This is a genomic window from Paenibacillus sp. FSL H8-0259 (assembly GCF_037963255.1).
Lineage (GTDB): Bacteria > Bacillota > Bacilli > Paenibacillales > Paenibacillaceae > Paenibacillus_AQ > Paenibacillus_AQ phytohabitans.
In genome coordinates this window covers 5332727-5359536 of sequence record NZ_CP150147.1, presented here as the reverse complement: position 1 = coordinate 5359536, position 26810 = coordinate 5332727, and the positions used below count along the sequence as shown (strand labels likewise).

Below are 26810 nucleotides of genomic sequence, written 5' to 3'. Positions count from 1 at the left end.
TCCGGGAGGATCAACCTATGACAACACCATCAACAGTCCCATACGGCACTCAGGTAAAAGAAGCTGCTGAATATATTCAATCCAAATTCGGTTCTTACACACCGGCTATCGGACTTATTCTGGGCTCCGGCCTCGGGGATCTGGGTGACCAGATCGAAGATGCGGTATATCTGCCTTATGAAGAAATTCCGCATTTCCCGCGTTCCACGGTAGAAGGTCATGCGGGACGGTTCGTGATCGGTAAGCTGGAAGGCAAGGATGTTATTATCATGCAGGGCCGTTTCCACTACTATGAAGGTTATGAAATGCGCAAAGTGGTGCTGCCGGTATACGTAATGGCTAAGCTTGGCGTAGGCACACTCGTGATTACCAATGCAGGCGGCGGAATGAACAGAGCGTTCAAAGCCGGTGACCTCATGCTGATTACCGACCACCTGAACATGACTGGCGACAACCCGCTGATCGGACCGAATGATCCGGAGCTGGGTGTACGTTTCCCGGATATGTCCCGTGCGTATGACCCGGAATATATCGAGTTGGCGAAGAAGCTGGCCGGTGAAGTTAAGGGTGCCGATGGTGAAGCACTTGTGCTGCAGGAAGGCGTATATGCCGGCATCAGCGGACCTACCTATGAAACTCCGGCTGAACTCAAAATGCTGGCCTACCTCGGCGGCGATGCCGTTGGAATGTCCACCGTGCCCGAAGTGATCGTAGCCAGCCACAGCAAGCTGCGTGTGCTCGGCATTACCTGTATCACCGATATGGCGATCGGGGACGAGCTGGAGCCGCTTACTCATGAGCAGGTGGTAAAAGTAGCTAACCTGACCAAACCGAAATTTATCGGCCTTGTGCGCTCCTTTGTCCGTGAGGTACAGGTATAATGCGTGCAGTTGACCTTATCCAGAAAAAACGAGACGGCGGCGAGCTCAGCCGTGAAGAAATAGCTTACCTGATTCAAGGCTACAGCAAAGGTGAAATTCCTGATTACCAGATTTCCGCCTGGGCGATGGCTGTCTATTTCCGGGGAATGAACGCACGGGAAACCGGCGATCTGACCCTGGAAATGGCGATGTCCGGTGACCAGGTGGATCTCAGTCCGATTGCAGGTATCAAGGTGGACAAGCATTCTACCGGCGGTGTTGGCGACAAAACGACGGTTGTTCTTGCCCCGCTTGTAGCTGCAGCCGGAGTTCCGGTGGCCAAAATGTCCGGACGCGGCCTCGGCCACACCGGCGGTACGCTCGACAAGCTGGAGTCGATCACCGGATTCTCCGTGGAGATGGACCGGGAGCGCTTTTTCACCCAGGTAGGGGAGATCGGCGCAGCTGTCATCGGCCAGTCCGGCAACATTACGCCTGCGGACAAGAAATTGTACGCACTGCGTGACGTGACTGCGACCGTGGAATCCATTCCGCTGATTGCCAGCTCCGTAATGAGCAAGAAGATCGCCGCAGGTGCGGATGCCATCGTCCTTGATGTGAAGACCGGCAGCGGCGCGTTCATGAAGACGCTGGATGATTCCATTGCACTCGCACAGGCGATGGTGGATATCGGCACACATCTTGGCCGCAACACGGTCGCTGTGATCAGCGACATGGACCAGCCGCTCGGCTTCGGCATTGGCAATGCGCTGGAGATCAAAGAAGGCATTGAGACCCTGAACGGCCACGGGCCGAAGGATCTGCAGGAGGTCTGCCTCATTCTGGGCAGCCAGATGCTGGTGCTCGGCGGCAAGGCGAAGGACGAACAAGAAGCGCGCTCCATTCTGCTGTCCCATATTGAAGACGGCAGTGCGCTGGACAAGTTCAAGCAGATGGTATCTGCCCAAGGCGGCGATGCCGCGCAGATTGAGTCGCCGGATACTTTGCCGGCAGCGCGCAAGTTCATCGAAGTGAAGGCAGAAGCCGCAGGGTATGTGGAGAGCATTCAGGCTGAAGAGATCGGCGTAGCGGCGATGCTGCTCGGCGCCGGACGCGAAACGAAGGAATCCGTCATCGACCTGGCCGTTGGCATTCAGCTGGCGATTAAGGTTGGCGATGCCGTAGCCGCAGGCGATACGCTTGCTGTGCTGCATGTGAATGATGCCAGTGAGAGCAAAGTGCAGGAAGCCGAAGCCAAGGTGCTGGAAGCTTACCGCATTTCCGCTCAGCCGGTTCCGCCGCAGCCGCTGGTATTTGCGCTGGTGACTAAGGATGGCGTAACTCGGTACTAAAGCGGGTGCCGGTTACTCAAACAATTCAAAAGCCGTACATCAGCAATTCGCTGATTGTACGGCTTTTTTGGATTGTTCAGGACCGCCCCCGTAAGACAAGTGGAAAAAGGGCATTTAATTATCCTTGAATCGCTGATATTTGGGTTTTAGTTGGAAAAAGTACATTTAATTTTCCGATTTACTGACTTGGCGGCGGAATCAGCAAATTTAGGTGACGTTTATCCACTTATTTTTTGGTATGCGGTCCACACGATGAAAATAAGTGTACGGAATCCACTTATTCCGTAACCCGTAACCCGTAACCCGTAACCTGTAACCCGTAACCCGTAACCCGTGGAAGAACGGGGCTCCTGCTTGAGCGCGCAGCTAATCCAGCAGCAGGTTCTTCTCAGCCACCTGCATCATCCGGTAAGCCCCCCTACTGCGGTTGCAGAGAGCGGTGAAGGTTACACCGCTTGCCGGATAAACTGCTGAGCGAAAGGAGACCCCGGGATCGGAGCCCATGAGATGGTATTTTAACACCCCGCCGTTTCGGATCGTAATCCATACTCCATAGCCATAGTAAGTATCCTCATCCTCATCCTCATGAATATGCGGTGTGAGCAGCAGGGCAGTCGTCTCAGGCTGCAGCAGCTTGTGCCCGAGCAGGCATGTCCACAGCTTCTGCATATCCGCTGCCGTGACAAAAGCACCTCCGTCGCCGCCGCCCACTACCGGAATGGAGTAGATGTTGCTGATATTCTCTCCGGTCTCACTGTCGATATAACCGAGAGCTGTATTGGCAGGGAGGGCATCCAGGGCGAAGTAACCGGAAGCCTTCATCCCGCAAGGCCGGAAAATATGCTGCTCCACATAATCCGTGAAATTCATTCCGCTGACCGCTTCGACAATCAGGCCAAGCATGATATAACCCGCATTGTTATAGTGGAAACGATCGCCGGGAGTGAATTTCATCGGCAGCGATGCAAATAGTGGCAAGAAATCACCCGGTCGCCTGAGCGTATACATCGGTATGTCCTCCCATAGTGCTGCGAAATCGTCCATAACCTCCTCATCGAAATAATCCGGAATGCCCGAGCTATGCGTCAGCAGCTGATGAACCGTGATCTCCGGGCTGAACAAGGGGAACTTCTGCTCATGTAAGACCTCCAGCACCTTGCCGTCAAAAGAAAGCTTCCTCTGCTCGGCCAGCTGGCAGATAGCTACTGCTGTGAACAGTTTGCTGCCGGAAGCAATCCCGAAGCGGGTGTTAAGCTGATTGATCCGTTCCTCCGCTACGTTGGCTTGTCCGCAAGCAGCCGCTGCGAGGGTCTGATCGTGTTGCATAACCAGTACCGTCCCCGAAAATCCGGAGAGCAGAATCTCCTGATCGATGGTTTGTTGGAGCTCTTTTTGATGCTCTGTCTGTTCCAGCTTCATGTATTCACCCTCTTCCATAATTTGATGATGCGTAACCTTCTTGTAATTCGCCAATATGGAATAATTAACCTTTATTTATATTCCTGTATGATATGGAGCGGGGAATTTAGGGGTTAAATGGATGCCGGATGCTGCTTAAAGGCCTTAGAGTGTACCTTGCGCGTAAGGTTTATGTGCAAAGGACAAGAAAAACAACTTAGTTTTGGCAGGGCGGTACATTGTGGATGTTTCGAATTTTAAGATAGTATGAATTCAAACATCACAATCATGAGCATGCATCCGGGGAGGAATTATAATGGCACTTCATCAGACGATTACAGTTTTGAACGCACTGGACAGCGCTTATGTTAATGGTGAGCAGGTCAGGCAGTTATTCGCAGCATATCCTGCGGTTAAGGTTGAGGTTCAGAAAGTGGAAGGTGAAAAGGGCAGTACGGAATTCGTCAAAATCACCATTCCGGGCAGTCAAGGCAAGCTTGGAGGCGGCAGTGCGCCAACCTTCGGAATTGTCGGCAGACTTGGCGGCATAGGGGCGCGCCCCAGCCGGATCGGCATTGTCTCTGATGCAGACGGCGCAGTAGCGGCAATCGCAGCGGCACTGAAACTGGCAAACATGCAGACCAAAGGGGATGTGCTGCAGGGTGACGTCCTGGTTACGACACATATTTGTCCGGATGCTCCGACACTGCCGCATGAACCCGTTGATTTCATGGATTCCCCGGTGGATATCCTGCAGATGAATGAGCATGAGGTATTGCCGGAGATGGAAGCGATTATTTCTATTGATACGACTAAGGGCAACCGTGTGGTGAATCACAAAGGCATTGCAATCTCACCTACGGTCAAAGAAGGGTACATTCTGCGGGTCAGTGAGGATCTGCTGCGCATTAAGGAAATGACGACAGGACAGTATCCGGTAACTTTTCCGGTAACTACGCAGGACATTACTCCTTACGGTAACGGACTATATCATATCAATTCCATCCTGCAGCCGGCAGTAGCGACTTCGGCTCCTGTTGTAGGGTTGGCGATTACGGCCCAGTCCATGGTGCCCGGCTGCGGTACAGGGGCAAGCCATGAGATTGATATCGCCCAGGCGGTGCGTTTTGCCATTGAGACAGCCAAAGAGTTCACTCAAGGCATATGCTCCTTCTACAACGAAGCTGAATTCGCACAGATTACCGAGCTGTACGGTTCGATGAAAGTGCTGCAGACGCTGGGTAAACCGGCTGTAACCTCTCACTAGGAATAGAACGGAATAATGGCAGGCGCTGAGCAAGGTTCAGCGCCTGCTCAATGTATACAGGCATGAGTTGCCATGATTTCAATCCGTATGGAGAAGCGGGAGGGAGCAAGATGAGTAAAAATATAGGGTTAATCACGATCGGACAAGCTCCCAGGAACGATGTTGCACCGATTATTGAGAAGTATCTGGAGGGTAAGGCAGGACTGGTTCAGTCCGGGGTGCTTGACGGGTTCACTGCTGATCAGGTACGCGAATTCTATAGTCCTGGTCCTGGAGAGTATGTGCTGACTACCCGCATGGCGGACGGATCAGCTGCGGTGATCTCCCGTGAACGGATAAAGTCAGTTCTGCAGGGGAAGGTTGATGCTATGGAAGCTGCTGGAATTGAGACGATTCTGCTGGCCTGTACCGGTGTTTTTCCGGGACTTCATACGGCCAAGGCCCATCTGATTGAACCGGACCGGATTATCCCTCCGGTCGTAATGGCGATGCTTGACGGACGCCGGCTGGGGCTGATAGGTCCTCTGCCCGAGCAGGAAGAGAGCATGAATGAGAAATTCGCGGGAGCCGGAGCACGGCTGCCGTTTGCAGCTGCTTCTCCGTATACCGGTACGGAAGCGGATTTCCGAGCGGCAGCTGAGCGTCTGCGAGACTTGGCGGACGTGATTGTGCTTGACTGTATGGGATATGTGGAGCAGCATAGACAGTGGGCGGCCTCCGCAGGAGTGCCTGCCGTGCTGTCCAATGCCCTCGTGGGCAAGCTGGTAGCAGAAATGGTGTAACCGGGAGGAAAAGATAATGAGTGAGCAACGAATATTGATCAGCATGAATGTTCTTAAGGACTGTCTGGGGCTTGGCAGCGGCGAATTGCTGGCTGTAGTGGCCGATGACGACAAGCGGGAGCTTGCCGAATCCGTCTATGAAGCAGGGAAGCGGATCGGAGCGGAATCGATGCTACTGATTATGCAGGCGCGGAGCAAATCCGGCGAGGAGCCGCCGGCTCCGATTGCCGAAGCTATGGCCAAAGCGGATGTGGCAGTATGCATTACGACACATTCGATGACACATACGGCGGCGCGCAAGCAGGCAGCCGCAGCGGGAACACGGGTGGCGACCATGCCGGGCATGACAGATGACATGTTCAGCCATGGCGCGATCACTGCGGACTATGCGCAGGTGAAGACATTAACGGAGCAGGTAGCTGCGCTGCTGTCTGAGGGAAGCCAGGTTCGTGTGGAGAAGGATGGACTGAATCTGAGCTTTTCGATTGAGGGCCGGGATGGCGTGCTGAGCACCGGATTATATCTGAATCCGGGAGAATCGGGTAACCTTCCTTCGGGCGAGGCTTATATTGCGCCGATGGAAGGTACAGCCGCCGGCCAGATTAAGGTGGACGGTTCGATTGCAGGTATTGGCGCGCTGAACAGCCCGATGGTGCTGACAGTGGAGCAGGGCCGATTAATTAGTGCAGAAGGCGAGAGCGGTGACAGGCTGCTGGATATGCTTGGTGCCGGTGACGGCAGGCTTCTGGGCGAGTTCGGCATTGGTACAAACAACAAGGCCAGAATTACAGGTGTGGTGCTGGAGGATGAGAAGGTCTACGGGACCATCCATGTCGCTTTTGGCAGCAATAATACGTTCGGCGGGGTTGTAGCGGCTGGCGTTCATATTGATGCTGTAGTTATGAAACCGGATGTGTATATTGATGATAAGCTGATTATGCGTGCAGGAGAACTGCTCTAGGCTGCGCGGCTGCTGTGTTGTTGTCAGGGTTATCGCGGTACGGGATGAAGCAAAAGTATATGGTGAGGATATTCAGAACGCCCAACAATGGCTGACCAGGGGGAGACAAGGATGCTTGGAATTATACGTGTAATTACACTGCAAGAGGAGTCTGCAATTCATTTGCACGGAGAATTGATTGAACACCGGTATGGCCTGCCGGTAATCAGCCGCTGCATTCCGGATCAGCCTCAGGGCGTATACAATGACGAGACCGAAGCGGAGTCAGTGCCGAAGATTATCAGCCTGGCCCGGGAACTGGAGCAGCAGGGCTGTACGGCCATCGGCATCAGCTGTGCCGCAGATCCGGCGCTGCTGGAAGCCAGGATGGCAGTGAACGTACCGGTGCTGGGTGCAGGCTCGTGTGCAGCCCATATGTCGCTTGCATACAGCGATAAGATCGGCGTGCTGACGATTCTGACCGAGGTGCCGCCGCTGATCCGCAGCATTCTAGGCGATGCTTACCTCGGCATGGACCGGCCAGATGGGGTAACGACCACACTTGATTTGGGTACACCTGCCGGACGGGCAGGCGCACTTGCCGGAGCAGCCCGGCTGGTGGAGCGCGGTGCGGAGGCCATAGTCCTCGCCTGCACCGGGTTTGCCACCATCGGGCTGGCGGCGGAGCTGGAAGAACAGCTCGGCATCCGTGCGTTTGATCCGATTCTCGCGCTTGGAGCAGCGGCCGCTGCGTCTGCTTCCTTGCCTGGGGGTGTGCGGCGCTGATTGCGCTGTGCAAATCTGCTCTTGGAAGTACGAAGTATAGTAATTCAGGAAATATAGTTAAGCGTTCTTCCGGATGTAGGTCCGGGGAACGTTTTTTTGTGTAGCTGATTTGGCTGGCTGGCTGCTACTGCAGGGTGTTTCTGAGCTGCTGTGGGGAGTGCGTATGAGTATGTGGAGCGGGAAGTTGGGGAGGTGGGGAGACGTGAGAGGTACGGGGGAGGTGGGTGTGGGAAATAAGGAAGGAGGAGTTGGGATGGAGAAGTGAGAGATACAGGGGGGGAATGGGAAGTGGGGGAAGTAAGGAAGGGAGGAAGGGAGGAAGGGAGTGAGGGAGGAAGGGAGGAAGGGAGGAAGGGAGGAAGGGAGGAAGGGAGGAAGGGAGTGAGGGAGTGAGGGAGTAAGGAAGTAGGAAATGAGAAAGTGAGGGGATGAGAAGTGAAAATTGAGAAGTGGAAATTGAGAATTGAGTATGGGGAGTGGGAAATGAAGAGTATGGAGGTGGAGGTGAGTGGAAAGGTGAAGAGATGAGAAGCAGGAGAGTGTGCAGATTTAAGTACATACTGAAATGGACAGTTGGTCGGGCACCAGACAGAAAGTATAGTAGCAAACATTTTAAGTGGCTCACAGCAGGAAAGTAAAGGTATAAATCCCTCTGATTCCGCTAAACGTGGCTCACAGCAGAAAAATTAAAGGTATAAATCCCTCTGTTTCCGCCGAAAGTGGCTCACAGCACCAAATTAAAGGTATAAATCCCTCTAAATCCATCGAAAGTGGCTCACAGCACCAAATTAAAGGTATAAATCCCTCTAAATCCATCGAAAGTGGCTGATAGCACCAAATTAAAGGTATAAATCCCTCTGTTTCCGCCGAAAGTGGCTCACAGCACTAAATTAAAAGTATATATCCCTTTGTTTCCGCCCCGAAGGTAAGAAGTTGAAATGAGAGGCAAAAGTGCCCTTGATTTCAGCCGAGGGAGGCTAGAAGTGGTAACGAGGGGCAAAAGTGCCCTTGATTTCAGCCTGAGGAGGCTAAAAGTGGAAATGAGGGGCAAAAGTGCCCCTGATTCCGTCCGAAGGAGCCCGTTAGCACCAAATCAAAGGTACGAATCCCTCTGATATCGCCAGCAGCACCAAATCAAGGTATACCTCCCTCTCATTTCACCAGAAGTGGCCTCCAGCACGGAACGAGAAGCACTAATGCCCCACCCGTCTAATAGCGGCCATTCCTTACCAGCTTCACGCGTACCCCTCATACAGGCCGGCGTAGCCGTCAGATAAGTTACTTTGTTCAATAAGGACATGTTGTGTCCTATTTGCGTACTACTCGCGTCCTATTCACAGTCACCGGATCAGCTTGTTAACCAGTGTTTTCCCTCCCACACTTACGTATAAATCCGAAAAAATATCTTCAATTTTATATATTTTTCCTGTGGCTGGGCGGGAATGTCTGATAAACTATCGGGAATGCGAATGTAAGCTAATGGCATACGAGTGGCTACGGGTGCATACGGGTACGTACAAGTGGCATATTTCAGGAAAAATCATGAAATACTGAAGATAGTAGAGGGAGGCAGAATGTTGAATACACGAGGAATTACTCTAAGGGAGCTGATGGAGCTCTCTGTTCTTGGGAAAGCGAAGGTTATTAGCGGCCAGCAGGGGCTGGACCGGGTGGTCCGGTTCGTAGATATTATGGAGGTTCCGGATCTGAAGGGCTGGATCAGTGAAGGCGTCATGCTGCTGACTACGGCGTATTCCATCCGCCATGATCCTTCGCTGCTGACGGAGCTGATCTATACGCTCGACAATCTGGGTGCAGCGGCGCTGGCGATTAAGCCGGCCCGCTTCCTGAAGGAAATCCCCCAAGGGGCGATCGAGGCCAGCAATGCCTGCGGTCTGCCGATTGTGGAGATCCCGCCGGAGATTCCGTATACGGATATCACCCAGCCGGTGATGGAGCTGCTGCTCGGACGCCAGGCGATGCTGCTGCGCCGTGCGGAGGAGGTCTACCGCACGCTGACAACGATGGTGCTGGAGAACAGCGGCATTCAGGCGGTCAGCGATAATGTCGCTGATTTTCTGAAAGCGCCGGTTGCCCTTGTTGACACCGACCGGAAGACTATCGTGTCTTCGCCGGCTGATTTCGATTGGTCACAGAGAGAGGCGCCGCTGAACTGGAATATTCATGTGGACCGGCGGACCGTCGCCAGACTGCTGGTGGACAAGGAGCAGCTGGACGATATGGAGGAAGTAGGCATCGAGCAGGCCCGGCTTGTCTTTGCCCTGGAGCTGATGCGCCGCAAGGTTGCCGAGGATACCGAGTTCCGGCTGCGCGGCAACTTCATCGATGAGCTGCTGACTCCGCCGCTGCCTTCGCGGCATGAGGTGGAGCGGCGGGCACGCCAGCTCGGGATGAATCCCGAGCATAAGTGGGAGGTTGCTGTAATCGAAGGGGAGACAGCGCCGAGTGAGGAAACGGTGAACCGGCTCTTGGAGCGGGAAGCGAAGAAACGCGGAGTTACACCCCACGTAGAGTACCGTTCCAGCCGGGCTGTGCTGTTCCTGCCCACGCAGGAGGGCCGTAAATTCACGCCGGGCGGAGATGCACAGGAGCCCTGGCAGAAGACGCTGGAGGGCTGGCTGAAGGACAAAAGCGAAGGCCTCAGCAGCTACAGAAGCGGAATTGGCACCTCGGAATACTTGTGGGACATCCACACCAGCTACAATGAAGCGCGCAAAGCCTTGTCTATCTCCAGAAGGCTCGGACAAGGTACAGGCGGTGTCACCCGCTATGAAGAGATGGAAGTATACCACTTGCTGGAGGGCCTTGGCGGTCCGGGCTTCGAGCGGCTGTTCGGGCGTAAGCTGGGCAAGCTGCTGCAATACGACCAGGAGCATGACAGTAATATGATGCTGACGTTCTATCATTATCTGGAGTGCCGGGGCAGCCTGATTGAGACGGCGAACAGCCTGTACATTCATCGCAACTCGGTCAAATACCGGCTGGAGCGGATCCGCGATATTACCGGCTTCGATTTGAACGATCCGCGCGAGCAGTTCGTGTGCCATTTGTGCCTGATTTACTACTACCTGCAGGAAAAATAGGCGGGACTGGAACTTTTATGGAATTGTATGTTAGGAAAGATTACATATAGAGGTGTTGATAGTGCACAATCGACAAACGGTTGTGCTTTTTTTTAGCTGAACGGGACGTAGAGTGGTGGTCAAATTCTATGTAGAATTAGCACAACTACTAAAGAGGACAAAGAAACCGCACAGTACCTGACATGGGAAACGCGTTTCCGTCAACAAGAATGTCACAGCATGGATGGCACAGAAGCCGTAAGGGGGTTGATTCATTGTTTGCTTACACATTAAAAAGACTTGTGCAGATGATTCCAGCCTTGCTAGGTATTATCGTCATCACCTTCATTCTCTCAAGAGTGCTGCCGGGTGACCCGGCGATCATGCTGGCCGGAGAGCAGGCTCCGGAGGAGATTGTGGACAAGATCCGTCAGGATATGGGGCTCGACAAGCCGCTGTATATCCAGTTCTTCACTTACATCGGCCAATTGCTGCAAGGCAATATCGGCTACGCGTATCACACCGGACATACGGTAGCCAGCGATTTGGCTTCGCGGTTCCCGGCCACCATTGAGCTGACCCTGGCCAGCATTCTGATCGCGGTCCTGGTGGCCATTCCCGTCGGGATTGTCGCCGCTACCCGCAAAGAATCGTTTCTGGATCACATTTCACGGGTGTTCTCGCTGATAGGTGCATGCGTGCCGATCTTCTGGCTGGGCCTGATGTTCATTTACGTCTTTTATTCCATCCTCGGCTGGGCTCCGGCACCGATGGGACGGATCAGCGGAGACTTGAATCCGCCGGTGCATATCACCGGGCTGTATGTTCTGGACAGCATCCTCTCAGGCGATACCGCTGCACTCAAAAGCAGCCTCTCGCATCTGCTGCTCCCGGCTATCTGCCTCAGCACCGGCACGATGGCGATCATCGCCCGGATGACCCGTTCCAGCATGCTGGAGGTCGTGGATCAGGACTTCGTCCGCACCGCCCGGGCCAAAGGGCTGCGGGAATCAGCCGTCATCTACAAGCATGCACTCGTCAATGCACTAATACCAACCTTGACCGTTCTCGGTCTGCAGTTCGGCTTTTTGATGGGCGGAGCGGTCATTACGGAAACGATTTTCTCCTGGCCGGGAATCGGCGGCTATGTCACTGACTCCATTCTGGCTGCGGATTATGCGCCGATTCAAGCCTTTACTCTGGTCAGCGCCGTGCTCTACTGCGGAATTAACCTGGCGGTAGACCTGATCTATGGCTTCATTGACCCGAGAATCCGCTATGAATAGAACAGCTTGTGTGAGAGGAGGAGATTGCTTGTGAGCACTGCAGCACATTCAGCACAGGGCAGTCCGGCCAAACCCGCAGCGGCGGCAAAACCCAAAACGTTGTTGTCCCTGCTGCTGCATAACCGTCTGGCTGCCCTGGGGTTAACCTTTATTCTGATCTGGACCGTGGTAGCCATTATTGCACCCTGGCTTGCACCGCATGATCCTTATGTAACGGATATGGCGAACAAACTCCAGGCACCTTCGGGCAGCCACTGGTTCGGAACCGACAACTTCGGGCGTGATATCCTCAGCCGGGTACTGTACGGTGCGCGGATCAGTATCTGGACCGGCCTGATCGCCGTCTCGATTTCCTTTGTCATCGGTGTGCCGCTCGGCGGAATTGCCGCTTACTATGGCGGCCGTACCGGCACCATCATCATGCGGCTGATGGATGTACTATTGTCCTTCCCGTCACTGGTCCTGTCAATGGCGATTGCCGCTTCGATTGGAGCAGGCCTCAGCAGTGCGATGATCGCCGTCGGGATTGTCGGCATACCGGAATTTGCCCGGCTGATGTTCGGGCAGACCGTCTCACTCCGCGAGAAGGAGTATATAGAAGCAAGCCGGGCGATCGGCGTGAAGAATACAGTCATCCTGTACCGCCACATCCTGCCGAACGCCCTGGCTCCGCTGATGGTTCAAGCTACACTCGGGATGGGCTTCGCGATCCTGACCGCATCCAGTCTCAGCTTCCTCGGGCTTGGCGTCAGACCCCCGATTGCCGAATGGGGAGCGATGATTTCAGAAGGCCGGGAATACATCATTTCCGGGCAATGGTGGCTGGTTACTTTTCCAGGGTTGTCCATTGCCACATCCATCTTAGGCTTTAACCTGCTCGGAGACGGTTTCCGGGACGTTCTTGATCCGCGGTTGCGTTCGGGTAAATAAGGCGGAGCAGGGGATCACTCCCCCGAAGCTCCGCAGTATCCCGATAAATATAGATCAGAGCCTGCTGGAGCAGTTGCGGCATGGTAGATCACAAGCAGCACCAGTATTACCAGTGCAGGCAGGATATAGAAAAGGGAGGAACTACTGATGAAAAGAGTTAAACTATTGTCCACACTCGTCGCTTTTTCAGTCATGCTTGCCGGATGCGCCAGCAGCGCCAATCCGCAGACACCTGCTGCTACTACAGCAGCTTCAGGAACTACAGGGACGGCTGCTCCTGCTGCCAAGTCAAATCTGACGGTTGCTTATTCCGAGGGCGGCACTACGCTCGACCCTGCAGAAGCTAACGATTTGACCTCCGATACACTCGTGCTTGCCGCTTATGATCAGCTGGTCACCTACGGCATCAAAACCGAAAATGGCGCAAGTATCGCCAACACTGAAGACATTCAGCCCATGCTCGCAGAGAGCTGGGAAGTGAACGCCGATAACACGGTGTACACCTTCAAGCTGAAATCCGGCGTGAGCTTCCAGAGCGGCAATCCGGTGGATGCCGAGTCGGTTGCGTACTCTTTTGACCGTGTGGCTAAATCAAGCTCCGGCAGCTTCCTCTATGGAATGGCGAATATCAAGTCCGTTGCGGTCAAAGACGCTTCCACCGTTGAAGTTACACTGACTAACGCCAATCATAATTTCCTGCAGATTCTTGCTATGTACACCTTCTCCATCGTGGATCAAAAGACTGTAGAAGCGCAGGGTGCCGACTACCTCAAAACGAATGCTGCCGGTTCCGGCCCGTTCACGCTTGAGAAGTGGGACCCGGCGACCGAAGCTGTCTTCACCGCTAATGAGAGCTACTGGCAGGGTGCGCCTAACCTCAGCAAAGTAACCCTGAAATTCACCAAAGAAGCCTCTAACCGCGTACTGCTGCTGGATAAAGGCGATGTAGATATGGCAATCGAGATTCCTCCGAAGGATGTTGCCTCCCTGCAGAGCAACACGGATCTGACCGTCGCCTCCAATGCGAGCAACCGGATTCTGTTCTTCGCAATGAACAACAAGGTGAAACCTTTTGACAATGTAAAAGTCCGTCAGGCGATCAACTATGCGATTCCTTATGATGAGCTGCTGAGCGGGGTAATGTACGGCCAGGCCAAGCAGATGAAGAGCTCTGTGGCGAGCAACACGCCGGGCTTCACCGATGCAGGCTACGTATATGAGCACAACCTGGATAAAGCTAAAGAGCTGCTTACAGAAGCCGGCTATCCGGACGGGTTTACCTTTGACTTCACGCTCGGTTCCGGGTTCGATGACTGGGAGGATGATGCGGTCCTGATTCAGGCGGAGCTGGCCAAAATCGGTGTAACCATGAATATCAACAAGCTGGCCCGTGCCCAGTTCCTGGAGCAGCAGAAGACCAATAATCTTACTTCTTATATCTCCAAATGGACATCATTCGTCAATGATCCGGGCTACCACCTCGGCTTCCTGCTGTACGGCAAAGGCTCCTCCAACTACATCAACTATTCAAATGCTGAAGTAGACAAGCTGTGGGATGAGGCGAACCTGGAGACAGACGCAGCGAAACGGACGGCACTCTATGAACAGGCACAGGAAATCATTACAACCGAAGCGCCTTGGGCTTATCTGTACGAGTACAACCGTATTGTCGGCATGAGCAACAAGATTAGCGGTTATGCGTTCTACCCGGATGAAGTTATCCGTTTCTATCCGCTTTCGATTACAGAATAAGCAGGTTTGGCTAAAAGAGAGCGGACGGGCCATTGGCTTTGTCCCTCTTTTTATCAAATTCATAAAGCCCCAAGCCAGCCGCAGGGCAGGCAGCAGGGAACGCAAAGGAGAATTACAACCATGACTGACTGGAAAAGCAAAGTGCTGGCGGCGATTGATGCTGAGCAGGATCAGCTGCTGGAGCTGTGCTCACAGCTCATCCGCTTCCCCTCGGAGAATCCGCCTGGAGATTCGCGCGACATCAGCGCTTTTATCATTGATTATTTGAAGCAGGCCGGCATTGATACAAGTATCCATCCGGCAACCGATACGATGCTGAATCTGGTGTCTACACTGGGTACAGGGGCTGAACAGCCGTCCGGCAAAAACCTGATCTTCTGCGGACATACCGATGTCGTTCCTGCCGGAGACCGCTCGCGCTGGGATTTCGATCCGTTCTGCGGCGATATCGTTGACGGCTATCTGCTGGGCAGAGGGGCCTCCGATATGAAAGCCGGCCTGGCCGGGCTGATCTATGTGACAGCGCTGCTGTCCAAGCTCGGCGTTCCGCTCAAAGGCGACTTGTCGCTCCTGATCGTGCCGGATGAAGAAACCGGCGGCCATCTGGGAGTGCCATGGGTGCTGGAACGCGGCTTGATCAGCGGAACGGCAGCGGTTATCGCCGAGCCGTCAGGCCCGCTGAATCCGACGATCGGGCAAAAGGGCAGCTGCTGGTTCGAATTCACCGTCGAAGGCACGCCGGGCCACGGCAGCCTGTCGCCGGTTGTCGGCGACAGCGCGATTGTTAAAGCGGCCAAGGGCATCGAGGCCCTGCAGCGTCTCTGGGATATCAAAGTCGATATTCCCGATGAAGTGAAGGAGATTATCCGCATCTCGCAGGATTATGTGAAGGAGCGCGAACAGAACGGCTCGATCGCCTATCAGGTATTCGATCATGTGACGGTGAATATCGGAACGATCCAGGGCGGAACCAAGGTGAATGTGGTGGCGGACCGCTGCACGATCCAGGTCGATTCCCGTGTACCGTTCGGCGTAGACTACCGCGATGTGCTTGACCGTGCCCGTTCCCTGCTGCTGGAGGCAGGCATTGAATCTGAAGTGAAGGGCTTCGGCTTCCAGGGCAACGCCAACTGGACCTCGAATGAGGAGCCGGTGGTTAGCGATCTGGTAGAGAGCATCTGTGAAGTCAGCGGGGAAGAAGCTTACGGTGTGCTGCAATGGGCATCCAGTGATGCCCGCCATTTCCGCACGCATAACATTCCTGTACTGCAATACGGCCCGGCCGAGCTGTCAACGATTCATAACTTTAACGAGAAGGCACCGGTCTGGCAGATCATCCAATGTGCGAAAGTATATGCCCTGACGGCACTTAAATATCTGGGTGTGGAAGATACAAAGAACTGATTTGCAAACTAATGAGATCAACGAAAAGCGAAAAGAAACGGAGGGGAAATTTGGAACTGTAGGAGCGATAGCGACCGCCTTTGTCACCGGATTTCCACCGCGAACAGCGGATTGGATAAAGAAATCTGGGGACAACAGCGGCCGAAAGTCCAAATGTTCACCGCAGTGACGACTATGCTTCAAGTTCAAATCTTAAGTTAGAGGAGGGGCAATCATGACAGAACTGCTGGAAGTATCAGGGCTATGCACCGAATTTCAGACAGCGGCCGGAACAATCCGCGCGGTGGACGGCATCAGTCTGTCAGTGCGCAAAGGGGAGACGCTGGGCATTGTCGGCGAATCCGGCTGCGGCAAAAGCATCACTTCACTGTCAATTATGCAGCTTCTGCCCAAGCGGATTAGCCGGATCGCCTCCGGCCACATCAGGTTTGAAGGCAAGGATATGCTGGAGATGTCGATGAAGGAGGTGCGGGGCATCCGGGGCAACCGGATTGCGATGATTTTTCAGGAGCCGATGACCTCGCTGAATCCGGTATTTAAGATCGGCCGCCAGATTTCTGAATCTGCCCGCTACCATCTGAAGCTGAGCAAGAAGGAGGCGGCGGAGCGGGCGGTGGAGATGCTGCGCAAGGTTGGGATTCCCCGGCCGGAAAAGATCGCGCAGCAGTATGCCCATCAGCTCTCCGGAGGCATGCGCCAGCGGGTGATGATCGCAATGGCGATGGTCTGCAATCCCCAGCTGCTGATCGCCGATGAGCCTACAACGGCACTGGACGTAACCATCCAGGCACAGATTCTTGATCTGATGCGCGAGCTGCAGGAGAAGGAGGGCATGTCCATTCTGATGATCACGCATGATCTTGGCGTAGTCGCCGAGATGTGTGACCGGGTTGTCATTATGTATGCCGGTCAGATCGTGGAGGAGACGGATGTCGCTACCCTGTACAGCAATCCGCTGCATCCGTATACCCGGGGACTGCTGGCTTCCCTGCCCCAGCTTGCTGGTGATGAGGACCGGCTCAGCTCCATCCCGGGCCAGGTGCCGAATCCGGCTAATCTGCCGTCCGGGTGCCGGTTCGCGCCGCGATGTCCGGTGGCTGTAGAGCGATGTAGCGAGAAGCTTCCGGAGCTGCTTGAGGTGCAGCCGGGACACACATGCCGCTGTATCCTGCAGCAGGAGGGAGTCATATGAGCACAATCCTTGAAGTCCGCAACCTGAAGAAGCATTATCCGATCCGCAAAGGCTTCTTCTCCAAGCAGGTCGGCGCTGTAAAAGCCGTAGACGGCATTACGTTATCCGTCCGGCAGGGGGAGACGCTTGCAGTGGTCGGTGAATCCGGCTGCGGCAAATCGACCACCGGCCGGGCCATCCTGCGGCTGATAGAGCCGACGGAAGGCGAGATTATATTTAACGGCACCGATGTGCGCGCTCTGAATACCGAACAGCTGCGCAGGTTCCGTACCGATATGCAAATGGTGTTCCAGGACCCTTATGCTTCACTCGACCCGCGCTGGACCGTCCAGCGTATACTGGAGGAGCCGCTCCGTACACACGAGTCCGCTCCGGCCAGTGAGCTCAAAAGCCGGGTAGAGCAGCTGATGGAGGTGGTGGGCTTGTCCCCCTATCAAGCCCACCGCTTTCCCCATGAATTCTCCGGCGGCCAGCGGCAGCGGATCGGGATTGCCCGGGCGCTTGCACTGAATCCGAAGTTCATTGTCTGTGACGAGCCGGTATCTGCACTGGATGTCTCCATTCAGGCCCAGGTGCTGAATCTGATGCAGGATCTGCAGGAGCAATACGGCCTTACCTATATGTTCATTTCCCACGACCTGTCCGTTGTGAAATTTATCAGTGACCGCGTGGCAGTGATGTACCTCGGACGGATCGTCGAGCTGGCACCGACCAAGTCACTGTTCGCGAAGCCGCTGCATCCCTATACGCAGGCGCTGATGTCGGCAGTCCCGGTGCCGAATCCGGGAGTGAAGAAGCAGCGGATTGTCCTGACCGGTGACGTTCCGAATCCGGAGACACCCCCGAGCGGCTGCGCCTTCCATCCGCGTTGTCCTTACGCCATGGACCGCTGCAAGAGTGAGGCTCCGGTGCTGCGCGAGCTGGACTCGGGCCATCAGGTCTCCTGCCATTTGTATTAATGCATATAATGTATAGTCAAGGGCCATCCGGCAGCGGGTGGCCCTTGCTGTGCGCGGGTGTGTGTCAGACTTTAGCCCTAGTATGGCAAGCTGAAACAGATTCGGGTGTCATCTAGGAGCAGCGCCTTATTTTCTGCGTTGTTCGTCCGTTGTTAAGTGCTGTTCTTTTCAGAAATATCACTGAAATTTTTCATTTAAAATTGAAATAAATCATGAACCAACCTATAATTATAATTAAATAACAACTGAAATGGGAGGAGATGGAAGGAAAAAGTGGAAAAAAGACGTGAATTATGGATTGATGCGGCCAAGGGCTTCAGTATTATTTTTGTAGTCATGGGCCATTCCGGCGATGCGGCAGCGAATCATTATCTGTCCTGGTTCCGGATGCCGTTGTTCTTCGTGCTTAGCGGGCTGGTGTTTAAACCGGTCGATCCCGGGCGTTATCGGGGCTGGGCCGCAAGACGGACCAAAGGGCTAATGACTCCCTATTTTGCCTACGGCCTCCTGATTGCAGGGGTACTGCTGCTGTTCAGCTTCAATATTAGAGGGTTTGCCGAAAATATAGCGAGGCTGCTCTACGGGGGGCTGTCGCTGACCGGTCCTTACGGGGTGTTCTGGTTCATTACCTGCCTGCTGTTTACGCAATTGCTCTTTGGATACATCGTCAGATATTCCCGCCGAACTCAATTTCTTCTGATCACCTCCGCCTACCTGGTCTCCCATTTGATCTCCCTGACCGTGCTTAAGAACTTCAATCTTCCCTGGAACATCGATGTTGCACTGCTTGCTGTTACGTATTATGCGATCGGGTTCTATGGCAAACAAGCCATACCTGCGCTAATCAGCCGCTATTCGGCCTTGCTGGTACTGCTGCCTTTGTCTGCACTTGTGCTGCTGCTGGAACGGACTGGCGTCATTCATTACAGTCTGAATATGAAATACAAAGAGTATGAGTCGCTGGTGCTGGATCTGGCTGTTCCGCTGCTGATTTCATTGACGATCTGCGCGGCGGTGTACCAGCTTGCAAGGCTGATTCCGCTGGGCTGGATGGGCAGCCTTGGACGGAATACCATCACCATTATGTATTTGCATCTGCCATTGAATTACAGTCTTAAATATCTGCTTGGTGCGGATTACGGGCTGGTACCCTTTACATTAATTGGGGTCATTGTGCCGCTGCTTGCCGCCAAGTGGGCTGTGCGTTACCCGGTATTATCGAGATTCTATCTGGGAAAAGCAGGTGTTCCTCCGGCTAAGCGGACAGGCAAGGCAGCATCTGTCTCTAGTAACGGGTGAATCTGCCGGATAAATAGGCAATGGTTCTAATAGAAGTGCACAAGCTCTTTTTCATAATGTTCATATACTTTAATAGAACATGAAAAGGAGTGATACAGCATGGTTAAAACGCTTTTGGACTATAATGCATCCGTAGTTACACCTATTACTAACGGGGTCGCCATTCCGGTCCCCATCTCCCCGGCTGGCGTGCAGATTGCCGGAACATCGGTATATATTGATCCCGCAGTTCCGGCCCATTTTCCGAACAAAGTAGAGCTCAAAGCAACGATCGGCGTAAATGTTACGCTGGATACCCCGAATATCCTGGTGCGCATCTGGCGTGCAGGCCACGAAATCTTTTATGCACGGGCAGAGTACGAGGATTTCTTCAATGACGACGGCATTATCTCGCTGCATATGGTAGATATCAATGCACCGGCTGGTGTCCAGAACTATCAGCTGATTGTTGAGAATCAGGATGCCAATTCTACGGCTGTTGTGGTTGGACCTGTTATTTTCAGCGCAATGGCCATCGGAGGCTAACTTTCATAAGGCAATTAAGAGGGGCTTCTCTCAAGTATCTGCGAGGATACCGGGAGAAGCTTCTTTTTTTGTGCGTAAAATGGAATAATTTCCTGCCTTTTTGACGAAACTGGAACACAGTACCTGTGAAATGAAGGTTAATGTTCAGGAGGGGAACCATTGTGAGAAAAATTCGTTATGTAACGCTTGCGCTGTGCATCGCTGTTTCGGTTCTGGGAGGGGCTTCCGGCGCTTTTGCCGAAGAAAAAGCTAAAGGTACTGCCAATACCGGCAATACCGGAAGTACTGCGGCCGCTGACCTGGCACCGGGGGCGCGCTCTGCCATTCTCATGGATGCCAGTACAGGCACGATCATCTACGAGAAGAACAGTCATGACAAGCTGCCGCCGGCCAGTATCACCAAAATTATGACCATGCTGCTGACCGTGGAGGCGCTGGATGAAGGCAGACTGCAGCTGACCGACAAAGTGCGGACCAGTGAGTATGCCGCGTCGATGGGCGGTTCACAGATTTTTCTGGAGCCTGGTGAGGAAATGACGGTGGATGAAATGCTGAAGGGCATCGCGATGGCTTCCGGCAATGACGCTTCTGTAGCTATGGCGGAGAAAATCGCCGGCTCGGAGAGCGCTTTTGTTGATCTGATGAACCAGAAAGCTGAAGCCTTAGGCCTGAAAGATACCCACTTTGCCAACTGCAATGGACTGCCGGCTGCGAATCATTATTCATCTGCGCATGACATCGCCGTAATCAGCCAGGAACTGCTGAAGCATGAGCGGATTATCAAGTATACCGGCTCCTATCAGGATTACCTGCGCAAGGATTCGGCCAAGCCGTTCTGGCTGGTCAATACGAACAAGCTGGTGCGTTTCTATACAGGCGCTGACGGCCTGAAGACGGGGTATACGGCTGAAGCGAAGTTCTGCCTGTCCGCAACCGCGGCCAGAGACGGACTCCGCGCTGTCGCGGTTGTACTGGGTGAGCCGAACACCAAAACACGCAACAGCGAAGTGTCGGCGATGTTCGATTACCTCTTTTCCCAATATAAGCTGCATACGATTCACAAGGCGGGGGACCCCATCGGCACAGTGAAGATTGAGAAGGGCGTGAAGAGAGAGCTGCCGCTGACGGCGAAGGAAACTTACAGTGTATTACTCAAAAAAGGAATTACCCAGGAGGGTATCCGGCATGAGCTGGTGCTGGAAGAACACTTGAAGGCTCCTGTGGCCGCAGATCAGACTGTCGGCAAGCTGGTCGTATACCAGGGGACTGACGTGCTGAAGGAATATGAGCTGAAAGCAGGCGAAGCTGTAGCCAAGGCAGGCTGGTGGAAGCTGTTCAAGCGTACAACGGGATCGCTTTTTACGATTGATTGATTAGAGCTAGCGATTAATTTCTTGTATTTTGTAGATTAGTCCCATGCTTTATGTAAGTTCTTAGGGGTTTTCTTCTAGTTTTGTCGTGAGGCAGGAATCCTCAATTGCGGTGTAGAAAACCTTGTCCTTGTAGGGGAAAGAAAGTAGTACAGGGCGGTTGTCCAAGCAACGAAGAGGAGAGTGGCAAGGATGAATTCTCATGTGGAGATGGAGCATCACCGGGGTGTACTGATCGTCCGTTTGTCTGGCGAACTGGATCATCACGCAGCCGATTATGTACGTATGGATATGGATGAAGCGATTATGCGGGGCCAGGTAGAGCATCTGATTCTCAGCCTGAAGGAGCTGCAGTTCATGGATAGCTCAGGCCTCGGAGTCATTCTGGGAAGGTACAAGCTGATCCGCAGCAAGGGCGGCAAGATGGCAGTCTGCGATGCCACCGCACCCGTGAAGCGCCTGCTGGAAATGTCGGGCCTGTTCAAGATCATGCCCCTATATGACAACGAGAGCGCTGCACTCTCGGATTTGGAGGTTGCGTTATGACAAATAGTGAAGCCCGTAACTTCATGAGCGTCCAGTTTGCCGCACTGTCGGAGAATGAATCATTCGCACGTGTGGTAGTGGCGGCTTTTGTCTCCAGGCTCGATCCGACCATGGAGGAGCTGAATGACCTGAAGACGGTTGTGTCGGAGGCGGTCACCAACTGCATTATCCACGGGTACGACAGTGATCCTGCAGGAGTGGTCAGCATCTCCGCTTCCATTGATGTTGAGACTGTGCATTTGACGATTGAAGATCAGGGTAGAGGCATTGAGGATTTGGAGCTGGCCCAGCAGCCGCTGTATACCTCCAAGCCGGAGCTGGAGCGGTCGGGCATGGGTTTTACCATTATGGAGAATTTCATGGATGAATTCGAAGTTACCAGTGAACCGGGACGCGGCACATCCATTTCAATGAAGAAAACCATCGTCTCGAAAAAAGCTTTATACAATTAGGGGTTGGAGCCATGGATGCAGAGTCAAAAAAAGCTCCGCCGACCTATTTGGACGATGCGGAGGTCAAACGTCTAATCGCGCTCAGTCAAGCCGGGGATAATACGGCCCGCGACACGCTGGTCAATTGCAATATCCGCCTCGTCTGGTCGGTGGTGCAGCGGTTTATGAACCGTGGATATGAACCGGATGATTTATTCCAGATCGGCTGTATCGGACTTCTGAAGTCCGTTGATAAATTCGACCTCAGCTATGAGGTCAAGTTCTCCACCTATGCGGTGCCGATGATTATCGGCGAGATCCAGCGGTTCCTCCGCGATGACGGCACACTCAAGGTCAGCCGTTCACTCAAGGAAATGGCCAATAAGGTGCGTAAGATGAAGGATGAAATGTCCAAAACGCTCGACCGCCTGCCGACCATCGGCGAAGTGGCGGAGGCGCTGGGCGTGACGCCCGAAGAAATCGTCTTCGCCCAGGAAGCCAACAAGCCGCCGACTTCGATCCACGAGACGGTCTTCGAGAACGACGGCGATCCGATCACCCTGATCGACCAGATCGCCGACGAGTCGCAGGAGCGCTGGTTCGACAAGCTTGCCTTGAATGAGGCCATCGGCGCCTTAACCGAGCGCGAGCGCCTGATTGTCTACCTGCGCTACTACCGCGACCAGACCCAGTCCGAAGTCGCCAGCCGCCTCGGCATTTCGCAGGTTCAGGTGTCGAGGCTGGAGAAGAAGATTCTCGCGAACATCCGCGAGCAGATCGCGCAGTAGGCCGGAATCAAGGGTTCAGCAGCGATGCAGCAGTCAAACAGCCCCGCCGTTGGCGTTAACCGTCAGGATGGCCGGACTGGCAGTACAGTTGAGCATGAATCAGGTATGAGGATGTACAGTGACGGGTGCAGGACGGCCGCCTCGGGAGGGGCGGCTTTTTGCTGCGGACAGGACTGACCAAGACAAAGGAACCGCCGCCGCTTATGTTGCCATTGTAGCACCGCCACCGCTACGTTCGCCTTTGCTCCACCGCCACCGCCAGTCATTCTCGCCGCTGATGTCACGGCTGCCACAACAGTCACTGCCACGGCTAATGTAACTGTCCCTGTTCCGCTGATGTCACAGCCATCTCTCTATTAAGCCGCCCCCGTCATCAATATCAGCTAACTTCTGCCTCCACCGCCCAAAATGTTGGCTAGAGCTACTTGCTTACAGCAGACATAACGGATTCTGAGTCCGCGTGCTCCGCAAATCTGCCTGATTAGCTGAAATAGCGGAATTTCAGTCCTCCTCGCCGGATGAAGGATCACATATGGCCATGCGTATTATTATGTTGGCAGCGTTACATATGATAAACTCATAATCATATATGTTACTTTGACGCCTATGAGGCGTTTTGGTAAGGAGGTCTGATATGGATTATTCGAAGCTCAGCAAAGAGGTTTCATATGCACTGCGTCACGCGCCTTGGGAATATGAACTGGAATTAGATGATGAGGGCTTTGTAGAGATGGAGCAGCTATTAAATGCATTGCACCTTGAGCAACAATGGAATTCAGTAACTGCAGATGATCTGGCTAAGATGATAGAGGGTTCGGCTAAACAGCGGCATGAGATTGTGGAGGGCAGGATAAGGGCGCTATATGGTCACTCTGTGCCTCAAAAGATAATTAAGCAGAATGAAACCCCACCCCCCGTTCTGTACCATGGGACAGCCAGGCAATGGGTGGAGACGATTCTGGCTGATGGGCTTAAACCAATGAAGAGACAGTATGTGCATTTCTCAGTGGATACCGAAACAGCAAAGCTGGTTGGAGGCCGGAAAGATTCCAATCCTGTGATCTTAACAATCGACGCCGGGAAGGCAGCTAACGAAGGAATCAAGTTTTATCACGGCAATCATAATATCTGGTTAGCGGACTACATCCCGCCTGAATTCATCGATAGTTGTAGAATGTACAATTAAAAACAGCGAAAAGGGATACCTGCATCAAATAACTGTAATCTGTACAACTAAATCTGCCCGAATAGGTGATAAGCAATCTACACAGGCAGTTTAATTGTACGAAATACAACTAAACGAAGAATCGGTTGTAAATCAGACAATTTAGTTGTACAGAGTGCAATTAAGCAAGCATATACCATACTCCTAACTCCCAGGCATATACCGTAATTGGGTCACTGCAAACCATCGGGCAAGCGATTTACTACTCCCAACATCAAAAAGCGCCCCAGGCAGCCTGTTCACGGCTCGCGGGACGCTTTTATCTTTTAACAAGTGTTCATAATATCTCTGCCTAAGGCGCTACAATCACACCTGTGGATATCATATAATTCCCTGGTGCCAAATAGTTCGCGGCATCCTCCCCGGATAAGGTGTAGACTACGGTGATGATTTTGCCGCTGCCCACAGCAGCGTCACTGTAGGCCGCCGTTGCGCTGACCGTTACATCATCCCCCGGAAGGACTCCAATCAGAGTGCCTGGAGTGACTTGCGCTGATAGCGTTCCGTCAAAGAGCTTGGACTCCGTGATGGCTGGCGGGGTAATGTCTAACTGCAAGGCGGTGATAATCCCCGTGCTTATGGTGTAGCTAACAGGCGGGAGATAATTGCCAGCGTCTGGACCTGTTAAAATGTACGAAATAGTTATGATTTTATTCGTACCCACGTTGACATCGCTGTATTCACCAATACCTTCTACTGTGACGATATCACCAGGTTCGATTCCGGTCACAGCACCAGCAACCACTACCGCCGCAGTAGTTCCATCATAGACTCTGGAGCGTGTGATCTGATCCCGGTCAATTTCACCTGTGTTCACGACGTAGTTCGCAGGTGCAATATAATTTCCGGCATCTGGTCCGCTGAGTGTATAGACTACAGTTATGGTTTTGTTCGTACCTACTGCAGAGGTATCATAATTGGCAACAGCGATCACACTGACATCTTCCCCGGGGATTACTCCAATGAGCTGACCAGGGGTCACAGCTGCTATGGTTGTTCCGTCCTTGAACTTGGCGAGGGTCAAATCCGGAGCTTCGATGGTTAATTGATTCAGCGAGATAATTCCCGTATGGACGGTATATGGAGCGGGTGCAATATAGCTGGCTGACTGGGCTCCGCTTATGGTATAGACAACAGTTATAGTCTTGTTAACCCCAAGCGCCGCGCTGCTGTAAGAAGCGGAGGCATGCACTTCTACCATGTCACCGCTCAGCACGCCGAGCAGAGGACTTGCGGTTACCGCTGCGGTGGAGGTACCATCATAGGTTTTGGATTCCGTCAGTGAGACCGGAGCATCCAGGGTCAACTCAATGGCTTTAACCTCAATAATGCCTGAAGGAACCGAAATATTGCCGGAGCCATCTACAGCATACACGACATAATGATCTGCAGGCAGACCCTGCGTGTTCAGCGGGGAGTAGACAGAGGCGCTTACCGCCAGCTTTGTCCCGTGCGCAGCTTGGACGGAATCTTCCAGACCCGCAGGGGTCACTGCTACAGAGGAAGGAACCAGATACAAATAACCCGCTTCGTTACTTGTCCCGTATACATTCTCTCCTACAGTAACCGCTCCAAGAGTTACACCTGTTAGGATCGGGGCTGTCGTATCTGCCGGATCGGGAGTCGCAGCCGGAGTCGCTGTAGGTTCTGGTGTTGCTGTAGCTTCCGGTTCTGGCGCTGCTGTAGGTGTGGAGACAGGTTCAGGTGTGGCCGTTGGAACAGAAGGAATATCGGGGTTCCGGACAGGTGGAGGTGTAGCAGTCGGTGAAGCGGTTGGACTGGCTGCCGGTGAGGCAGTTGCCGAAGGGGTGACCGTGCCGGTATTATCCGGTGTACTGGCCGGAGCAGCCTCAATGGCCTTGGTCCGTGTTAAGGACACTACTGCTTCCGCGCGTGTAATATCCCTGCCGGGCTTGAAGCTGTTATCTTCGGAATACCCTTTCATGATTCCTGCAGAGGCTACTGCATTAACCGAGCCGAGAGCCCAGGCGGCAATATCCTTGGAATCGCTGAAAAGAGCGCTGGTCCGGGCTGCATCCAGCTTCAATAACCGGTTGATGATCACTGCGGCTTCCTGTCTGCTGATGGTCTTGCCTGTACCGATTGTGCCATCTGAATACCCGTTGATATATCCGGCTTTGACTGCTTTGGCAACCTCAGCGTAGGCCCAGTTGCTTGAAGACAGATCCGTATAAGAGACAGCCGCCGTTTCAGTGAATCCAAACGCTCGATTAATCAGCGCCATGAATTCGGTTCTTTTCAGACTGTTATCCGGCTTGAAGCTGCCGTCGGTGTATCCCTGAATGAACCCTTTTTCAACCCAGTCCGTCACTTCGTTCTGAGCCCAGTGGCCTGTGATGCCTGTTAATGAAGGTACTGCCGCGCCAAAAGCTGTTCCAGCCGAAGAAGAATAAAGTGCGGTAACTATCATTAGTGTGGAGAGAAGAAGCCTGCCGGGTTTAGGGTTCAATGTTATGCCTCCTGAAATTTGTATTGTCTCCGATGAATAGGCGAGTGTTATCGCTTGAATATCCTCCCGGCCTCCAAGATTTGCTAAATGAAATAATAGTATCACACATTGTTAAAAATTAATTAGAATAAAATTAATTTGTATAAATTTAATTTATCGAAATAT

22 protein-coding genes are annotated in these 26810 nt (G+C 53.3%); 20 read left to right on the top strand and 2 right to left on the bottom strand.

What is annotated here, in order from left to right; genetic code table 11:
• Positions 1–17: 17 nt before the first annotated feature.
• Together NSU01_RS23235 and NSU01_RS23230 are read left to right on the top strand one after the other, a co-directional pair.
• A complete protein-coding gene (locus NSU01_RS23235; protein ID WP_042138696.1) occupies positions 18–881 on the top strand; it encodes a purine-nucleoside phosphorylase in 864 nt (287 codons plus the stop codon).
• A complete protein-coding gene (locus tag NSU01_RS23230) occupies positions 881–2212 on the top strand; it encodes a pyrimidine-nucleoside phosphorylase (protein WP_076245557.1) in 1332 nt (443 codons plus the stop codon). The genes NSU01_RS23235 and NSU01_RS23230 overlap by 1 nt, the downstream gene beginning before the upstream one ends.
• Before the next feature lie 366 nt (positions 2213–2578).
• Here the strand turns inward: NSU01_RS23230 and NSU01_RS23225 are convergent, their stop codons facing one another.
• Positions 2579–3631: a serine hydrolase gene (locus NSU01_RS23225; RefSeq protein WP_083705615.1), complete on the bottom strand. Its 1053-nt coding sequence runs from the start codon at positions 3629–3631 to the stop codon at positions 2579–2581.
• A gap of 295 nt (positions 3632–3926) precedes the next feature.
• Between NSU01_RS23225 and NSU01_RS23220 the strand changes: the two genes are divergently transcribed.
• From NSU01_RS23220 to NSU01_RS23135, 18 genes are all read left to right on the top strand, one after another.
• Positions 3927–4877, top strand: a complete 951-nt coding sequence (locus tag NSU01_RS23220; protein ID WP_042138693.1) for a DUF1177 domain-containing protein — start codon at positions 3927–3929, stop codon at positions 4875–4877.
• Positions 4878–4987: 110 nt separating this feature from the next.
• Entirely contained in the window at positions 4988–5659 is a 672-nt protein-coding gene (locus tag NSU01_RS23215; RefSeq protein ID WP_042138692.1) for an AroM family protein, read from the top strand.
• Positions 5660–5675: 16 nt separating this feature from the next.
• Entirely contained in the window at positions 5676–6620 is a 945-nt protein-coding gene (locus NSU01_RS23210) for an aminopeptidase (protein ID WP_076245554.1), read from the top strand.
• A gap of 111 nt (positions 6621–6731) precedes the next feature.
• Positions 6732–7385 (top strand): aspartate/glutamate racemase family protein, encoded by a 654-nt coding sequence (locus NSU01_RS23205; RefSeq protein ID WP_042138690.1) that lies wholly within the window; start codon positions 6732–6734, stop codon positions 7383–7385.
• Between the two features lie 1577 nt (positions 7386–8962).
• Positions 8963–10489, top strand: a complete 1527-nt coding sequence (locus NSU01_RS23200; protein WP_076243386.1) for a PucR family transcriptional regulator — start codon at positions 8963–8965, stop codon at positions 10487–10489.
• A gap of 254 nt (positions 10490–10743) precedes the next feature.
• Positions 10744–11754, top strand: a complete 1011-nt coding sequence (locus NSU01_RS23195; protein WP_171716738.1) for an ABC transporter permease — start codon at positions 10744–10746, stop codon at positions 11752–11754.
• Between the two features lie 30 nt (positions 11755–11784).
• Positions 11785–12684: an ABC transporter permease gene (locus tag NSU01_RS23190; protein ID WP_039300310.1), complete on the top strand. Its 900-nt coding sequence runs from the start codon at positions 11785–11787 to the stop codon at positions 12682–12684.
• A gap of 147 nt (positions 12685–12831) precedes the next feature.
• Positions 12832–14436: an ABC transporter substrate-binding protein gene (locus NSU01_RS23185; protein ID WP_179093475.1), complete on the top strand. Its 1605-nt coding sequence runs from the start codon at positions 12832–12834 to the stop codon at positions 14434–14436.
• 120 nt (positions 14437–14556) lie between these two features.
• The gene (locus tag NSU01_RS23180) at positions 14557–15840 is read left to right on the top strand and encodes an ArgE/DapE family deacylase (protein WP_076243384.1); all 1284 of its coding nucleotides are present in this window, start codon (positions 14557–14559) and stop codon (positions 15838–15840) included.
• Between the two features lie 214 nt (positions 15841–16054).
• On the top strand, positions 16055–17032 hold the full coding sequence (locus tag NSU01_RS23175) for an ABC transporter ATP-binding protein (RefSeq protein ID WP_042215690.1): 978 nt from the start codon (positions 16055–16057) through the stop codon (positions 17030–17032).
• Entirely contained in the window at positions 17029–17991 is a 963-nt protein-coding gene (locus NSU01_RS23170) for a dipeptide ABC transporter ATP-binding protein (protein WP_076243383.1), read from the top strand. Before NSU01_RS23175 ends, NSU01_RS23170 begins: the two co-directional genes overlap by 4 nt.
• A gap of 273 nt (positions 17992–18264) precedes the next feature.
• Entirely contained in the window at positions 18265–19290 is a 1026-nt protein-coding gene (locus tag NSU01_RS23165; protein WP_076243382.1) for an acyltransferase family protein, read from the top strand.
• A 99-nt stretch (positions 19291–19389) separates the two neighbouring features.
• Positions 19390–19815, top strand: coding sequence for a hypothetical protein (locus NSU01_RS23160; RefSeq protein WP_052421953.1), 426 nt, complete (start codon positions 19390–19392; stop codon positions 19813–19815).
• A 161-nt stretch (positions 19816–19976) separates the two neighbouring features.
• Positions 19977–21188, top strand: coding sequence for a D-alanyl-D-alanine carboxypeptidase family protein (locus NSU01_RS23155; protein ID WP_231575178.1), 1212 nt, complete (start codon positions 19977–19979; stop codon positions 21186–21188).
• A 189-nt stretch (positions 21189–21377) separates the two neighbouring features.
• Positions 21378–21731: an anti-sigma F factor antagonist gene (spoIIAA, locus tag NSU01_RS23150; RefSeq protein ID WP_042138682.1), complete on the top strand. Its 354-nt coding sequence runs from the start codon at positions 21378–21380 to the stop codon at positions 21729–21731.
• Entirely contained in the window at positions 21728–22183 is a 456-nt protein-coding gene (gene spoIIAB, locus NSU01_RS23145) for an anti-sigma F factor (protein WP_039300287.1), read from the top strand. The genes spoIIAA and spoIIAB overlap by 4 nt, the downstream gene beginning before the upstream one ends.
• An 11-nt stretch (positions 22184–22194) precedes the next feature.
• Positions 22195–22950, top strand: coding sequence for an RNA polymerase sporulation sigma factor SigF (sigF, locus tag NSU01_RS23140; protein ID WP_039300284.1), 756 nt, complete (start codon positions 22195–22197; stop codon positions 22948–22950).
• A gap of 634 nt (positions 22951–23584) precedes the next feature.
• Positions 23585–24136 (top strand): RNA 2'-phosphotransferase, encoded by a 552-nt coding sequence (locus NSU01_RS23135; RefSeq protein WP_076243381.1) that lies wholly within the window; start codon positions 23585–23587, stop codon positions 24134–24136.
• Between the two features lie 331 nt (positions 24137–24467).
• Here the strand turns inward: NSU01_RS23135 and NSU01_RS23130 are convergent, their stop codons facing one another.
• Positions 24468–26645, bottom strand: a complete 2178-nt coding sequence (locus NSU01_RS23130; protein WP_076243380.1) for a YDG domain-containing protein — start codon at positions 26643–26645, stop codon at positions 24468–24470.
• Positions 26646–26810 lie beyond the last annotated feature (165 nt).

Coding starts and splice junctions, on each gene's coding strand:
- NSU01_RS23235 (WP_042138696.1), top strand. CDS start 18: ATGACAACACCATCAACAGTCCCATACGGCACTCAGGTAAAAGAAGCT.
- NSU01_RS23230 (WP_076245557.1), top strand. CDS start 881: ATGCGTGCAGTTGACCTTATCCAGAAAAAACGAGACGGCGGCGAGCTC.
- NSU01_RS23225 (WP_083705615.1), bottom strand. CDS start 3,631: ATGAAGCTGGAACAGACAGAGCATCAAAAAGAGCTCCAACAAACCATC.
- NSU01_RS23220 (WP_042138693.1), top strand. CDS start 3,927: ATGGCACTTCATCAGACGATTACAGTTTTGAACGCACTGGACAGCGCT.
- NSU01_RS23215 (WP_042138692.1), top strand. CDS start 4,988: ATGAGTAAAAATATAGGGTTAATCACGATCGGACAAGCTCCCAGGAAC.
- NSU01_RS23210 (WP_076245554.1), top strand. CDS start 5,676: ATGAGTGAGCAACGAATATTGATCAGCATGAATGTTCTTAAGGACTGT.
- NSU01_RS23205 (WP_042138690.1), top strand. CDS start 6,732: ATGCTTGGAATTATACGTGTAATTACACTGCAAGAGGAGTCTGCAATT.
- NSU01_RS23185 (WP_179093475.1), top strand. CDS start 12,832: ATGAAAAGAGTTAAACTATTGTCCACACTCGTCGCTTTTTCAGTCATG.
- NSU01_RS23180 (WP_076243384.1), top strand. CDS start 14,557: ATGACTGACTGGAAAAGCAAAGTGCTGGCGGCGATTGATGCTGAGCAG.
- NSU01_RS23175 (WP_042215690.1), top strand. CDS start 16,055: ATGACAGAACTGCTGGAAGTATCAGGGCTATGCACCGAATTTCAGACA.
- NSU01_RS23170 (WP_076243383.1), top strand. CDS start 17,029: ATGAGCACAATCCTTGAAGTCCGCAACCTGAAGAAGCATTATCCGATC.
- NSU01_RS23160 (WP_052421953.1), top strand. CDS start 19,390: ATGGTTAAAACGCTTTTGGACTATAATGCATCCGTAGTTACACCTATT.
- spoIIAA (WP_042138682.1), top strand. CDS start 21,378: ATGAATTCTCATGTGGAGATGGAGCATCACCGGGGTGTACTGATCGTC.
- spoIIAB (WP_039300287.1), top strand. CDS start 21,728: ATGACAAATAGTGAAGCCCGTAACTTCATGAGCGTCCAGTTTGCCGCA.
- sigF (WP_039300284.1), top strand. CDS start 22,195: ATGGATGCAGAGTCAAAAAAAGCTCCGCCGACCTATTTGGACGATGCG.
- NSU01_RS23135 (WP_076243381.1), top strand. CDS start 23,585: ATGGATTATTCGAAGCTCAGCAAAGAGGTTTCATATGCACTGCGTCAC.